This is a genomic window from Photobacterium marinum (assembly GCF_000331515.1).
In the GTDB taxonomy this organism is placed as follows: Bacteria; Pseudomonadota; Gammaproteobacteria; order Enterobacterales; family Vibrionaceae; genus Photobacterium; species Photobacterium marinum.
Genome location: NZ_AMZO01000021.1, coordinates 1 through 13,579 on the forward strand (window position 1 = coordinate 1; position 13,579 = coordinate 13,579).

A 13,579-nucleotide genomic window follows, 5' to 3' on the forward strand; every position below is an offset into this window, starting at 1 on the left:
AACCTATTTTAGGACTAGACAAAAAGTCAGACTTTAATAATATCGATATGAATCTCCGGAATCTTCATATGGATCCTGAGTTTCCCCAGTATCTACATAAGACTCGCCACCGGAATCTGTGTCTTCATAAGATTCGCCTGAATCACCGGTATCTTCATATGGCTCTTCTGTACCACCGGTATCCTCGTATGACTCGCCACCGGAACCTGTGTCTTCATAAGATTCGCCTGAATCACCGGTATCTTCATACGAATTATCAGGTTCATCATTTTCAATACCATAGTGAGCTTTATAGAAATCCTGATAATAATGCTCTTTATACCATTTATACCAATGATGTGGATATCTGAACTTAATCTCTTTTAAATCAATAATGAACAAGCAGTCAAAGAATATTGGCGTACCAACTTCGCCTGTGAACTCATCAAGATTCACCATTCCTGATAACCTAACGGTACCTATATGGCCTTTATACTTTCCTGTCGCTTTAATAATACTATTTTTATCACTGGATGCGCCTGTTATATGGCTGATATCCACTCCATCCGGAGTTACAGTATCTTGCAACACCGGCTGAACAGTCGTCAGCCCTCGTGTAACAATCTGCCCGCCGGGTAAATTAAAGAATGTAGTTCCGATCAACTTGATCCCGCCATCTTGCTCCATAACTTCTGAAAGACAATCAGTCGCGGTACCTATTAATCTTCCTTTCTCTATATCTTTCAACTCAACATCGAAACAAGAAGCAGGATCCGGCTGTTTATCACCGTCAAGGTCAGGTACATCTTTCTCGTACATATTGCCTTTACCCACAAGGTTCAGAGCTAATCTTCCAGCATCTCTGACTTTAGGGTGATATTTCTTGTAATGATCTTTATGTTTTTTGTATTTTTCATAACCTTTATAATCGTCTTCACTCCCACCACTTTCGTAATGAGAGTAATCTTTCTCAGATGCTAAAGAATATCCTGAAAAGCCAATACATACTGCCAGGAAAGATAACGCTACCTTATTCATTTTCATTACGTTTCTCCACTAATTACTTGTGGCATGATTTATTTCAACAGCCAACTAACAACCTTTCCGGTTTTATTAATAGCAATAACTACCCTGCTAACCTTTTCAAATAAGGTAAGCATTACAAGCTCACATTTGATGAATAGTTCAAATAGAAGCAATCGATAAAAATCGAATCATTCAATTACCAAAGCAATTTCAGCTCGGTATTAATTGTAGATGGTTACACGGTAATTATTATCAGTTATCAGAAAATAGATATCACTACCTATCCCTTTAAAATAAAATACTTTTATCCGCTAATTGACTGATTATCTGGGAGAATAATACACATTCATTCTCATTAATAAGATTCAAATGCTACAGGCTACTGATTTTAATAAAAAACCCGACTAATTTGCCGGGCTTTTACTTCTTAATTAATTAAAATAACAGCAATTACCACAAGTAAAATGTGGTTTAAACTTTAAAGCTGCCTTCCTGATTATGATTTGATTCTTTTGGATTAGGTCCATACTCATTGCTGCCTGGATTACTATCAAGGACAAAGAAATACAGCAGAACCAAAAACCCAATAAGAGGAATAAGGCCAATCAGCATCCACCAACCGGTACGTCCTGTATCATGCAAACGACGAACACCGACTGCGATCGCCGGAACTAAAACAATAAGTGAATATACGGCACCAATGGCACCCGCCCCCTCAGCTGCGCCGGGGGTGCCCAAGGCGCTATCAACATATCCTAAGACAATACTTATGATTAAGTTGATCAGAAAGAAGTACCAATATTCCTTTCGGCGTGCTCGTCCTTTAAATACTGCGTAATTTTTTAGGACATGAAGATACCAATTCATTTTATTCCCTATCTTTACTATCTAATTACAATTCTATCTATTACATCAAATAATACTTTATTTGATATTGAACAACCTCAATAAAATACAAATATAACCTAAAAATAATAATGCATTTCTAGATACTTCTTGCGGATATGTTCAATTAATAGTCGAATTTTTTGCGATGGCTGACGTGTATAAGGATACACTGCATAAACGCCGAGCTTTTTGCCAACCTGGTCAGGGAACAAATCAACCAACTTACCTTCAATTAAATCATGATAAACCAGACAACGCGGCACATAAGCTATACCGTATCCTCCCAAAGCGGCTTTCCTGAGTGCTGCCGCATTGTCAGTTGAAAAGTTACCACTGACACGCTGGATGTAATTACCCTGCTCACCAATGAACTGCCACTCGCTGGCACCTGTTGTCTGGTAAGCGTATTGAAGACAATTGTGGTTAACCAAGTCCTGCGGTATGGCAGGCCGGCCATGCTTGCTTATATAAGAAGGAGCCGCACATATTACCCATTGCGAATCCAGTATATGACGGGCAATCAGGCTCGAATCTTCCAGATATCCGGTCCGAATAACCAAATCGTAACCATCTTCAATGAGGTCAACAAAGCGATTATCAAGAGACATATCTACCGACATACCGGGATGCATAGTGCAAAACTCAGCCACTGCATCTGCCAGAAGCAAATCACCGGATATCGTCGGTACAGACATTTTGACATGACCGCTTACTTTTTCACCGTATCCACTGACAGCATCAATCGCTTCTACCGCTGCCTGCTTCACATTTTTTGCACCCTGATACAGAACCTTTCCTGCTTCACTTACTGTTAACTTTCGCGTCGTCCGATACAAAAGCTGAACGCCCAAATCTTCTTCCAGCCTCGCAATTCGTTTACTAACTACTGAGTTTGTAAGGGAATTCTGTTCTGCAACCTTGCTGAAAGAACCGCACTCGACTACCTGCGCAAAAAGAATTAAGTCATCTGTCCTGGCCATAATTTAACCACTTTTGGAATTAATCTTTTTCATTATTTCCCTATATCAGAAAAAAATAAAGCGGTAATGTCACACCTCGTTAACAAACAACCTACAATCCATAACAGCGTATAAGTAGCCAGACAAGAAACACCTGTACTAAGGAAGTACTACTATGAACGAAACCCTACTAGCGTTAGTCGCATTTTCACCCATTGTGGTTGCTGCGGTTCTGTTGGTCGGCCTGAACTGGCCAGCGAAACGAGCCATGCCTGTAGCCTTTATCATGACTGTCGGTATCGCCCTGCTGTTTTGGGACATGTCGGCAACCCGTATTTTCGCTTCAACCTTGCAAGGACTTGCAATTACAGTTGCAGTTCTCTGGATTGTTTTCGGTGCCATATTCCTGCTTAACACCCTTAAGCACACCGGTGCCATCGCTACTATCCGAAGCGGCTTTACAGACATCTCAACTGACCGTAGGGTTCAGGCCATCATTATTGCCTGGTGCTTCGGTTCGTTTATCGAGGGAGCCTCAGGATTTGGTACCCCAGCAGCTATTGCCGCCCCACTTTTGGTCGCTATCGGTTTTCCGGCATTGGCTGCAGTTGTAATGGGCATGATGATTCAGTCCACACCAGTTTCATTCGGTGCGGTAGGTACACCAATCATTGTTGGTGTTAACAAAGGTCTGGATACCCATAACATTACTGAATCCCTGGTCGCCAACGGCTCTACCTGGGATATCTACCTACAACAAATCACCACCAATGTTGCGCTTATTCACGCCACCGTCGGTACTTTGATGCCTGTTCTGATGGCAATGATGCTGACCCGCTTCTTCGGTAAGAATAAGAGCTGGAAAGAAGGTCTGGAAATTCTGCCATTTGCAATTTTCGCCGGCCTTGCGTTCACTATCCCTTACGCCCTGACCGGTGTATTCCTGGGGCCTGAATTCCCCTCACTGATTGGTGGTCTGATCGGTCTGGCTATCGTTGTTGTTGCCGCTAAGAAAGAGTTCCTGGTACCTAAAAACCACTGGGATTTCGAGAGCGAAGACAAGTGGCCGGAAGAGTGGCTTGGTTCCCTGAAAATGGATCTAAGTGACGATGAGAAAAAGCCAATGAACATGGCTTTAGCATGGGCTCCGTATGTACTGCTGGCAGTCATTCTGGTTGCAAGCCGTGTTAGCGCAGACTTCAAAGGTTTCCTTGTCGGGATCAGCCTGTCTTTCAAAGACATCCTAGGCGAAACCGGTATCAGTGCGGCTATCCAGCCACTGTACCTGCCGGGCGGCATTCTGGTCTTCGTAGCATTGCTGGCAGTTCTTCTGCAATCACGTAAGGTCACACCTCTGGTTAAAGCCTTCGGAGAGTCAAGCAAAACACTGATTGGCGCAGGCTTTGTACTGGTGTTCACCATCCCGATGGTCCGTATCTTCATCAACTCTGGTGTTAACGCTGCCGACCTTGCAAGTATGCCGGTAACAACAGCTAACTTTGCATCAAACCTTGTCGGTGACTTCTTCCCGGCACTGAGTGCAACAATCGGTGCTTTAGGTGCATTCATCGCAGGCTCGAATACGGTGTCTAACATGATGTTCAGCCAGTTCCAGTTTGAAGTTGCTCAGACCCTGACAATCTCAAGTGCAGCAGTTGTAGCACTACAGGCTGTCGGCGCAGCAGCGGGTAACATGATCGCTATCCACAATGTGGTAGCCGCATCGGCAACTGTTGGTCTGCTTGGACGCGAAGGTGCCACCCTACGTAAAACAGTAATCCCAACGTTCTACTACCTGGTTGTTACCGGTCTGATTGGTCTGGCAATCATCTATGGCTTCCATATCACAGATGCACTGATGAACTAATACAATTAACACAGTAATAACTCACCACATAACAGAAATAACCACCTGCAACACCACTATTTCATCCGGCAGCAAGGCAGCAGAACACAAGCCAGACTGCCGGATGAAATAGCCTACTGCTCTCAAGGAGTCCAGGATGCGAATCTACCCAGCCAAGCCGGACAAAGTATATTTCTACGCCACCTGTCTGGTCGACATGTTCGATCCTGAAGCCGGACTGGATGCCATCACGCTGCTGGAACAGCAAGGTATTGAAGTCATCTTCATCGAGAAACAAACCTGTTGTGGCCAACCGGCTTACAGCTCAGGCTACGATAATGAAGCTAAGGAAGTCGCACTGAGCCAGATAGCATTATTTGATGAAAACTGGCCTGTCGTCGTTCTTTCTGGATCTTGCGGCGGAATGATGCACCATCACTATCGCCGCCTGTTTAAAGGTGATGAAAAACAACATAAAGTTGAAAGTTTCTGTGATCGCGTATTTGAGCTTACCGAATTCCTGGTCAATGTCTGCCGGGTGAAACTGACAGATCACGGCCAGCCAACTTCTGTCGTCATGCATACCTCTTGTGCCGCCCGTCGGGAAATGAATGTCCATGTAACGGCAACCGAGTTGCTCAACCAGCTTGATAATGTTGAGTTGCGAGAACAAGCCTACGAAAGTGAATGCTGTGGCTTTGGCGGAACCTTTGCCGTTCGCCACCCGAACATCAGCCAGGCAATGGTTGAAGATAAAACCCGCCACCTGTCAGACACTAACGCTGAACAGCTGGTCAGTGCTGACTGGGGGTGTCTGCTTAATATCAACGGAGCTTTGGAGTATCAGGGAAAAACCATGCGCGGACGCCATCTTGCCAGCTTCCTGCTGGAAAGAACCGGAGGAAGTCGCCATGACTAAACACACTAAAGATCAGGAACCGCAGTTCTTCCATCAGCAAGCAAAATCTGCACTGGCAGATCAACAACTGCGTCAGAATTTCCGCGGTGCGATGGATTACCTCCGCGATAAACGCCGCTCTGCTTTCCCGGATCCGGCTGAAGAGAAGAACATTCGTGAGCTGGCTGAAGCCATCCGCCAACGCTGCCTGAGCAAATTACCGGATCTGCTTGAGCAGCTCGAAGAAAAATGTAGACACAACGGTATCCAGGTTCACTGGGCTGAAGATGCCGAACAAGCCAACTACATCATTGCCAATATCGCTCGCTTGCACGATGCCAAAACCATTGTGAAGGGCAAATCCATGGTAAGTGAAGAAATTGAACTTAACCACGAAATGGAAAAGATCGGTATTGAATGCCTGGAAAGTGACATGGGCGAATATATCGTCCAGTTAGATGGCGACAAGCCTTCACACATCATCATGCCCGCCATTCATAAAAATAAGCAGGAAGTCAGCGATACTTTTGAACATAATCTGGAAAATTTCACCCCGACGCTGGATGTAGACGCTCTGATTCAGACAGGAAGATCCCGACTACGGGAAAAATTCCGCGATGCTGAAATCGGCTTGTCCGGCGTTAACTTTGCCGTCGCAGAAACCGGGACATTGTGTCTTGTCGAAAACGAAGGCAACGGCCGGATGTGTACCACTGTACCTGACGTCCATATCGCCATCACCGGCATAGAGAAAGTAGTGGAATTTCTATCTGACGTACCACCGCTCTATAGTGCCCTTACCCGATCGGCAACAGGCCAGGCCATCACGACCTATTTCAACATGATCACCTCGCCACGACGTAGCGGTGAACTCGACGGCCCGGAAGAAGTCCACTTAGTTCTTTTGGACAACGGACGTTCACAAGCCTACCGCGACGAGGAGATGCGTAAAACGCTGCAATGTATCCGTTGCGGTGCCTGTATGAATCATTGTCCTGTCTACACCCGTATCGGTGGACATGCCTATGGCACGGTATATCCGGGTCCGATTGGAAAGATCATCTCCCCACACTTAATGGGACTGAAGCAAACTAAAGATCTGGTTACCGCCTCCAGCCTTTGCGGTGCCTGCGGTGAAGTCTGCCCGGTCAGAATCCCGATCCCGGAACTGCTGCAGCGACTGCGTTATGAAGCAAAGAATCCACCAAAGCCCGGAAATGAAGAAATTGACGGCCAGAAAGCCGCAGCTAATTCAACGGAAAGAATGGCGATGAAAGGCTTTGCCTATGCCGCAACTCACCCTTCGCTTTACCATTCAGGTACTTATGCGGCAACCAAACTGAAAGCACTGATTCCAAGCAACCTGGGCCCATGGACTCAATGTCGAACAGCGCCGAAGCCTGCTGACAAAACATTGCATCAGCTGATGAAGGCACGGAAGTAAGGAGAAAGAAATGAATCCAGCACGTTCTACAATTTTGTCCCGACTTCGTGATGCAGGCGCGCACCCTGTCAGCTCAAACAATCATAGCTACAGCTCGTGGCAAACCGACTCAGATGAAGAGCGGGAACAACGATTCGTCGAGGCTATGATTGCCAGCCATGCCGAAGTGATTAGCACCAAAGTCGAGCTGCTTGAAAGCACCCTGACAGAAGTAGTTGCAACTAAACAGCTCAAGCGCATCGCGATTGGTAAAGACGGAGAATTCATTCATGAGATCCAACAGGCATCAGGACAAAGTGATGTGATCAGCTTTGATCAGGACATCAGAGAATGGAAACATGAGCTTTTTGAACAGGTCGACGCAGGTATCACCCATTGTCTGGCTGGCATTGCCGATACAGGCACTTTAGTTCTGTGGCCGGGTACAGACGAGCCTCGAACACTGTCACTGATACCACCAACACATGTCGCACTACTCAAACGTTCAACACTCAGCAACAACTTCGCTGAACTGATAAGGCAACAGGCGTGGCATATCGGTATGCCGACAAATGCCATTCTGGTTTCCGGGCCATCTAAAACCGCTGATATCCAGCAAACACTGGCCTATGGTGCTCACGGCCCGAAAGAATTAATCGTGATTTTAATTGAAGATAGATAACGGAGGTGTAAAAGAAATCGGTCTCTTTTTGGTATTTGCTAATTTCCAATCCCCTTTACTTGAAGCGCTCCCGGTATTCGGTGAGCGCCTTTTTTCCTCTGGAGCTTACTTGAAGACAAAATTAGTAAAACTTGTCTATTAAAAAAATTCTGGTCTAGTCTGGTAGATAGCCGTGTATGCATAACAATGCATTGACATGTTGCGGATAAATCGGAAATGAGCAGTTGGAAAGGATATCGCTATGCCGGGTGTATCAAACAAGCCTAAAACACAAACACTTAGCTTTTCAGGAACCTGCCGCCATTGTGGTAATGACACCTTGATTTACATTAAGGAGACTAATGTTAAAACTTGCGCTCTGTGTCACAGGCAGGAAGATGATGGAACCACCGCAGAACCGCAGCTACTCATTGAAAATAAAGAAAAAGATAAAAAATCTGAGAATGAAATCTCTGAACATGCATAGCTGCGGTTGTAACTTATTTTTTGCTGTGGAATTCAATAAAGTTTAACTCTGACCACCTTCATTACTTCGATATCAAAGCCGGCAACTTTTTCTGTAACAGGATAATACGTCATATTGACCTTTGCCCCTTTCAGGCTCTTGTATTTCTTTGTACGCCTGAACTTAAACGGAGCTTCGCATCCTTCAACCATCAGCGTATGAAGGATCCAGTCACCATCCTCACGCTGAGTATGGGAGGTCACCTTCATTCCTTCCGAATGAACAAGGTTTTCATGACTTTGCAGCAACTTATCGACAGGTGATTTCATGGCTATCTCTTGATTAATAAGAGGAATGAAAGCGGTGATGCTACCGGGAACAAGTAGCTAATGGCAAGTATTGATAAAACCAAGACCGCTTTTTCAACAAGCGCGAGCCAGTCTCTATCTCATTTTTAAGACAAAGCGGTAGTTACAGGCCCACTAGTATTACTTCTGTCCTTAGGTCTTAAATGCAACAGTACATAAATCCATTCAAACGGATTTAACTATACCCCCAAAAGTAAAACAGAGAGCCGAAGCTCTCTGTTTTTATTTGGTAACTGATACTTGTTGATCAGAATGACAGGAAGATGCCTGCCAGCGTTGCACTCATCAGGTTTGACAGAGTCGCTGCAAAAATAGCTTTCAGACCCAGACGTGCAATATCAGGACGGCGGCTTGGTACGATACCACCCAGACCACCCATCAGCATTGCGATTGATGTCAGGTTTGCAAAACCACACAATGCGAAAGTAACAACAGCCTGAGAGTGAGCGCTTAGTTGATCTTTAACAGCCATCAGATCAGCGAAGGCTACAAATTCATTAACAGCAATTTTCTTACCGATCAGGCTTGCAGCAACTGTTGCTTCTGACCATGGCACACCGATCAGCCATGCAACTGGTGCGAAAATGTAACCAAACAGCAATTCAAGGCTCAGGTTTTCAACACCAATCAGTTCGCCAAGGTGGCCAAGACCGCCATTAAGCAGAGCAATCAAGCTAATGATAGACAGCAGGCTTGCACCAACAGCCATCGCAATCTGCAGGCCGCTAAGCGCACCCTGAGATGCTGCGTCGATAATGTTAACAGGCGCATTCTCATCTTCATCATCAACCTGAGGCTCATCAGTCAGCGTTTCTGTTTGTGGAACCAGAATCTTCGCCATCATCAGGCCAGCAGGTGCAGACATGAAGCTTGCAGCGATCAGGTAGCTGATTTCAACACCAAGACCCGCGTAACCAACCAGCGTACCACCGGCTACAGAAGCCAGACCGCCAACCATTACTGCGAAAAGCTCAGAGCGAGACATTCTGGCAAGGTATGGACGAACAACCAGCGGTGCTTCAACAGAACCAACAAAGATGTTAGCCGTTGCAGACATAGATTCAGTGCGGCTGGTACCTAGTACACGCTGTAGCGCGCCACCCAGAACACGGATAATCCAACCCATGATGCCCAGGTAGTAAAGCACACCGATCAGTGAAGAGAAAAATACGATTGTCGGCAATACGTTAACGGCAAAGATAAAACCAATTTTAAACTTAGCCAGATCACCGAACAGGAATTCAGAACCGATACGACCGTAGTCGATAACACCAGAGACGGCATTGGATACTGTGTTCAGAACTTCACGTCCGACAGGCACATACAAAATAAATCCTGCGAACAGAATCTGGATTGCAAACGCGCCACCTACTGCACGCCAGCTAATCGCACGACGATTTTCCGAAAATAAGATTGCAACCGCAAATAGTGAAACAATACCTAAGATGCTGACCAGATGCCCCATGGTCATTCTCCAATGTTAATTAGTGGGTTAGTAAAACGATTGCGGCGGCATTTTAGGGATTTTAAAAACTGTGACAAGCATCAATTTGTTATGCAAATTTACAGAATTGATACATCAAACAAAAAAATCGAGGAAAATATCGGCAAAGCAAACGAAAACGGCAGATTGGTGCTCATACGGGATACTATTGTTAGCATAAGTGACAATAGTGACCATGATCACACTATTAGCCCTGTTCAATTTACGGCTATTTTGCCGATGCTTTTTTCATCATCCTCTACACTTGTCAATAAGATACTCAACAGCATGTTCATAAATAGCTTGGCAATGTACGAATACGGAGTGATTTCATGAAAAAACATCTAATACTAACAATGATATTTTTTGTGTTCGGCCTCACTGGCTGTGAAGACGGTCCGCGAGGTTTTAGCTTACCTGCCGGCGATCCCGCCAAAGGCCAACAGGTATTTCTTGAAATGCAATGTCTTAGCTGTCATGCAATGGAAGGCTTTGAAAGACCAGCAGATTCAGAAGACCAGCTTTCGGTCGAGCTGGGCGGGAAAGTACAGAGCCTGAAAACCTACGCGGAACTGGTTACTTCGGTGATCAACCCATCTCATCAGATTGCAAAAGGTTACAACTTAAAAGATGTTCAGATTTCAGGACAATCCGTGATGCCTGTTTACAATGATGTGATGACTGTAGGTCAGTTAGTGGACTTAATCACTTTCCTTGAATCCAAGTATGAGCTTGAACCATATACCCAAACTAAGTATCTGATGTACCACTGATAAAAAAGCACGAAGAAGCTGCAGCTTCTTCGTGCTGATCCTGCGTCTAATAATGGCAAATTTTAAACGTTATTTACCAATAACCCAGTGGTTGGCTACAAACTACATCAGTTCCCGATCCCAGAAAGCAGGCTCTCCAATATGCTCACGGACAAAATCAATGAACACTTTTACCTTAGCAGGCAAGAACTTATGGCGAGGATAAATCGCATATAACGGCATATGCTGATTAGGTTCCCAGTCAGGAATTAAGCGAATCAACCGCCCTTCCCTGAACTCATTCTTCAGCAGATACGTCGCCAGGTAACCAATACCATTCCCTGCCAAAGTGGCATCACGAATAGCATCAGCCGAATCCACTCGATAATTACCCCTTACCTTAACCTGTAAGTTTTCATCGTCTTTGCTGAAGCTCCAGGAAGTATCTTTACGCTCCCGGCTGTAATAGGTAATACAGTTATGTTCTTTCAAGTCATTTGGATGGTATGGTACCCCATGCTTCGCCAAATAATCCGGGCTGGCAGCCAATACAAACTGGCAATCAACCAAGTGGCGGGCCACAAAGCCTTCTGGTGGGGTATCCATAATACCAATCCATAAATCAAGCTGTTCAGAAATAAGATCAACGCGGTGATCAAACAGGCTCATTTCAAGATTAAGCTGCGGATATCGCTCATGGAACTCACTAATGTATGGGCCGATATGGTTCGAAGCAAAAGACTGGGCAATACCAACACGTAATGAACCATGAAGGCTATTTGAATCAACCAGTAACTCACTTTCCGCTTCATTAATTTCATCAACGATATTGGCGCAATGAGCGGCAAAATTTCGTCCGGCCTCAGTCAGTGCAAACGAACGTGTTGTACGCTGGACAAGCTGTATCCCCAACCTCTCTTCCAACTGCTGTATTTGCTTACTAACCTGGGTTCTGGAAATATCTAGCAACTGTGCTGCACGGGTAAAGCTCTTCTGTTTTGTCAGAGCATTAAATACAACCATTTGCTGTGCTTTTTTAAGCATGGATATCTTCGGGCCTCGGTTTTTATGTTCTTCTTTATATGAAAACAAAAAGACCTGTCAGGGACAGGTCTTTTTCCACTTATTCAGCTATTTTAATTCAGCTTAAATTGTAAAGAAAGAAAGCTGCTGTTTCTGCTTCTCAGCAAGCTGCGACAATTCATTACTGGCCGTCGCACTCTGGCTAATACCAGCAACGTTCTGATTCACAATCTCCGACATATTGGTGACATTGCGATTAATGTCCTGTGTTACCTGAGACTGTTGCTCTGCGGCTGTTGCAACCTGAGTGTTCATATCGCTGATTTGAACTACAGATTCTGTGATACCAACCAATGCGTCATTAGCACGATTCGACAGTTCCTGATTACGCTCAAGCATTTCCAGGCTGCTCTGCATGCTGTCATTCGCCTGGTTAGACTGTGACTGCAACTCTTCAATGATTGCCTGGATTTCCTGAGTCGACGACTGGGTACGCGCTGCCAGCATACGTACTTCATCGGCTACTACCGCAAAACCACGGCCGGATTCACCCGCACGAGCGGCTTCGATAGCAGCATTCAGAGCCAGAAGGTTTGTCTGCTCAGAAATACCCTGGATAACTTCAATAACCTTGCTGATTTGTTCAGACTGCTCTTTCAGGCGAGTTACAACGTCTGCCGCTTCTGTCAGAGTCTTGTTCATCTGAACACTTGCCGCACTGCTTTGCTCGAAGATGCTCAAACCTTCACGAGCCAGTTCATCAGTCTGCTTAGCCATTGCATCCGCAGCAGTTGCGTTATCACTGACGTTTTCAGCTGTACTTGAAAGTTCGTTAACCGCAGAAGCAACCTGATCAATCTCATTGTGCTCCTGCTGAGCATTCGCTTCAGACTGAGTCATTACCGCAGCTAGTTCGGTGGAAGCAGATGCCACATCTTCACTGATACGGATTAGTGCATCAACCGTCTGGTGCAACTGCTTGACAGTACGGTTTACATCACTGCTCAGCTGAGCAATTTCATTAGTACCGTCCTGCTCTGCATTGACACGCAGGTTACCAGCCGCCACATCACGCATCACAGACTGAAGTTTGAAGATCGGGTTAACCACCAAACCAGACATCCACCAGGCCACAAGCACAGCAATAGCAAATACAGCCAGAATCGCGAACGTCGCGCTGTTCATCATATTACGGCTATTTTCAGCACTCTGATCCAATGTATTGGTCGAGTATGAATTCACCTGCTGCGAAAGCTCGTTGATAGACTCAACCATACGATTGCCGACAGCACGGTATTTAGAGATGAAATTATTAAATTCCTGTTCAGACAGCTCACCACGGTCGTGCTGATTCAGGGTAACAACCGCACGATTAGAGTAAGCAATGTAGTCCTGAATCGCCGAATGAACATTGTCAGCCGCACTTCTGAAAGCATCGACCTGCTCCAGCAATTTAAGATCACGTGCAATTTCTTTTTCTGCACTGGCCAGCTCACCTTTAAAACTGTCGCGGCGCGCAGGATCATAAATAGCGTACACTGCACTTATACGCAGCGGATAGACGCGATCATCAATATTGGCCAGTGTATCCTTATACTCAACCAGGGCATCGGTATTTTGAGCGATCACTTCTTGTTCGTTATCAAGTTTTCCTTTTGTGATCATCAAAGTCGTAAAGAGCACTACCACCATTAACATTACAGGCATCAATACCTGGTAACGAATGGATAAGTTTTTCAATGAAAATTGCATTTTGGCCTCAAATTTAATTTTTGTATCCGCAAAAATACAGTAGGTAATTCAGACT

Annotated in this window: 13 protein-coding genes; 6 read left to right on the forward strand and 7 right to left on the reverse strand. The window is 45.2% G+C overall.

The genetic code is table 11. The annotated features are described in order from the left end of the window. Positions 1-33 precede the first annotated feature (33 nt). From C942_RS24930 to C942_RS14365, 3 genes are all read right to left on the reverse strand, one after another. The gene (locus C942_RS24930; RefSeq protein ID WP_007466813.1) at positions 34-1,023 is read right to left on the reverse strand and encodes a hypothetical protein; all 990 of its coding nucleotides are present in this window, start codon (positions 1,021-1,023) and stop codon (positions 34-36) included. 453 nt (positions 1,024-1,476) lie between these two features. Further along, positions 1,477-1,872 carry a DUF805 domain-containing protein gene (locus tag C942_RS14360; RefSeq protein WP_036800305.1) on the reverse strand — a complete coding sequence of 132 codons (396 nt, stop codon included), beginning with the start codon at positions 1,870-1,872 and terminating at the stop codon, positions 1,477-1,479. Between the two features lie 98 nt (positions 1,873-1,970). After that, the gene (locus C942_RS14365; RefSeq protein WP_036800308.1) at positions 1,971-2,873 is read right to left on the reverse strand and encodes a LysR family transcriptional regulator; all 903 of its coding nucleotides are present in this window, start codon (positions 2,871-2,873) and stop codon (positions 1,971-1,973) included. Positions 2,874-3,027: 154 nt separating this feature from the next. Between C942_RS14365 and C942_RS14370 the strand changes: the two genes are divergently transcribed. The 5 genes from C942_RS14370 to C942_RS14390 all read left to right on the forward strand — a co-directional run bounded on the left by C942_RS14370 (position 3,028) and on the right by C942_RS14390 (position 8,167). Then, entirely contained in the window at positions 3,028-4,719 is a 1,692-nt protein-coding gene (locus C942_RS14370) for an L-lactate permease (protein WP_007466817.1), read from the forward strand. A gap of 136 nt (positions 4,720-4,855) precedes the next feature. Continuing rightward, complete coding sequence (locus C942_RS14375; protein WP_007466819.1) at positions 4,856-5,617, forward strand: (Fe-S)-binding protein; 762 nt, start codon at positions 4,856-4,858, stop codon at positions 5,615-5,617. After that, positions 5,610-7,040 (forward strand): LutB/LldF family L-lactate oxidation iron-sulfur protein, encoded by a 1,431-nt coding sequence (locus tag C942_RS14380; RefSeq protein ID WP_036800311.1) that lies wholly within the window; start codon positions 5,610-5,612, stop codon positions 7,038-7,040. Before C942_RS14375 ends, C942_RS14380 begins: the two co-directional genes overlap by 8 nt. 10 nt (positions 7,041-7,050) lie before the next feature. Beyond that, positions 7,051-7,701: a LutC/YkgG family protein gene (locus tag C942_RS14385; RefSeq protein WP_007466821.1), complete on the forward strand. Its 651-nt coding sequence runs from the start codon at positions 7,051-7,053 to the stop codon at positions 7,699-7,701. Positions 7,702-7,942: 241 nt separating this feature from the next. Beyond that, positions 7,943-8,167: a hypothetical protein gene (locus C942_RS14390; RefSeq protein WP_007466823.1), complete on the forward strand. Its 225-nt coding sequence runs from the start codon at positions 7,943-7,945 to the stop codon at positions 8,165-8,167. 32 nt (positions 8,168-8,199) lie between these two features. Here the strand turns inward: C942_RS14390 and C942_RS14395 are convergent, their stop codons facing one another. After that, the gene (locus tag C942_RS14395; protein ID WP_007466825.1) at positions 8,200-8,475 is read right to left on the reverse strand and encodes a hypothetical protein; all 276 of its coding nucleotides are present in this window, start codon (positions 8,473-8,475) and stop codon (positions 8,200-8,202) included. 286 nt (positions 8,476-8,761) lie between these two features. Then, a complete protein-coding gene (locus C942_RS14400; RefSeq protein ID WP_007466827.1) occupies positions 8,762-9,979 on the reverse strand; it encodes a NupC/NupG family nucleoside CNT transporter in 1,218 nt (405 codons plus the stop codon). Positions 9,980-10,329: 350 nt separating this feature from the next. Between C942_RS14400 and C942_RS14410 the strand changes: the two genes are divergently transcribed. Further along, positions 10,330-10,770, forward strand: a complete 441-nt coding sequence (locus C942_RS14410) for a c-type cytochrome (RefSeq protein ID WP_036800317.1) — start codon at positions 10,330-10,332, stop codon at positions 10,768-10,770. 102 nt (positions 10,771-10,872) lie between these two features. On the opposite strand, the gene C942_RS14415 is transcribed toward C942_RS14410, so the two are convergent. Beyond that, entirely contained in the window at positions 10,873-11,793 is a 921-nt protein-coding gene (locus C942_RS14415; RefSeq protein ID WP_007466831.1) for a LysR family transcriptional regulator, read from the reverse strand. 102 nt (positions 11,794-11,895) lie between these two features. Then, positions 11,896-13,524, reverse strand: a complete 1,629-nt coding sequence (locus tag C942_RS14420; RefSeq protein ID WP_007466832.1) for a methyl-accepting chemotaxis protein — start codon at positions 13,522-13,524, stop codon at positions 11,896-11,898. Between the last annotated feature and the right edge of the window lie 55 nt (positions 13,525-13,579).

What these genes read in the sequence shown, in the direction of transcription:
- C942_RS14380 (WP_036800311.1), top strand. Translation starts at nt 5,610, where the DNA reads ATGACTAAACACACTAAAGATCAGGAACCGCAGTTCTTCCATCAGCAA.
- C942_RS14385 (WP_007466821.1), top strand. Translation starts at nt 7,051, where the DNA reads ATGAATCCAGCACGTTCTACAATTTTGTCCCGACTTCGTGATGCAGGC.
- C942_RS14410 (WP_036800317.1), top strand. Translation starts at nt 10,330, where the DNA reads ATGAAAAAACATCTAATACTAACAATGATATTTTTTGTGTTCGGCCTC.
- C942_RS14395 (WP_007466825.1), bottom strand. Translation starts at nt 8,475, where the DNA reads ATGAAATCACCTGTCGATAAGTTGCTGCAAAGTCATGAAAACCTTGTT.
- C942_RS14370 (WP_007466817.1), top strand. Translation starts at nt 3,028, where the DNA reads ATGAACGAAACCCTACTAGCGTTAGTCGCATTTTCACCCATTGTGGTT.
- C942_RS14360 (WP_036800305.1), bottom strand. Translation starts at nt 1,872, where the DNA reads ATGAATTGGTATCTTCATGTCCTAAAAAATTACGCAGTATTTAAAGGA.
- C942_RS14400 (WP_007466827.1), bottom strand. Translation starts at nt 9,979, where the DNA reads ATGGGGCATCTGGTCAGCATCTTAGGTATTGTTTCACTATTTGCGGTT.
- C942_RS14420 (WP_007466832.1), bottom strand. Translation starts at nt 13,524, where the DNA reads ATGCAATTTTCATTGAAAAACTTATCCATTCGTTACCAGGTATTGATG.
- C942_RS24930 (WP_007466813.1), bottom strand. Translation starts at nt 1,023, where the DNA reads ATGAAAATGAATAAGGTAGCGTTATCTTTCCTGGCAGTATGTATTGGC.
- C942_RS14375 (WP_007466819.1), top strand. Translation starts at nt 4,856, where the DNA reads ATGCGAATCTACCCAGCCAAGCCGGACAAAGTATATTTCTACGCCACC.
- C942_RS14365 (WP_036800308.1), bottom strand. Translation starts at nt 2,873, where the DNA reads ATGGCCAGGACAGATGACTTAATTCTTTTTGCGCAGGTAGTCGAGTGC.
- C942_RS14390 (WP_007466823.1), top strand. Translation starts at nt 7,943, where the DNA reads ATGCCGGGTGTATCAAACAAGCCTAAAACACAAACACTTAGCTTTTCA.
- C942_RS14415 (WP_007466831.1), bottom strand. Translation starts at nt 11,793, where the DNA reads ATGCTTAAAAAAGCACAGCAAATGGTTGTATTTAATGCTCTGACAAAA.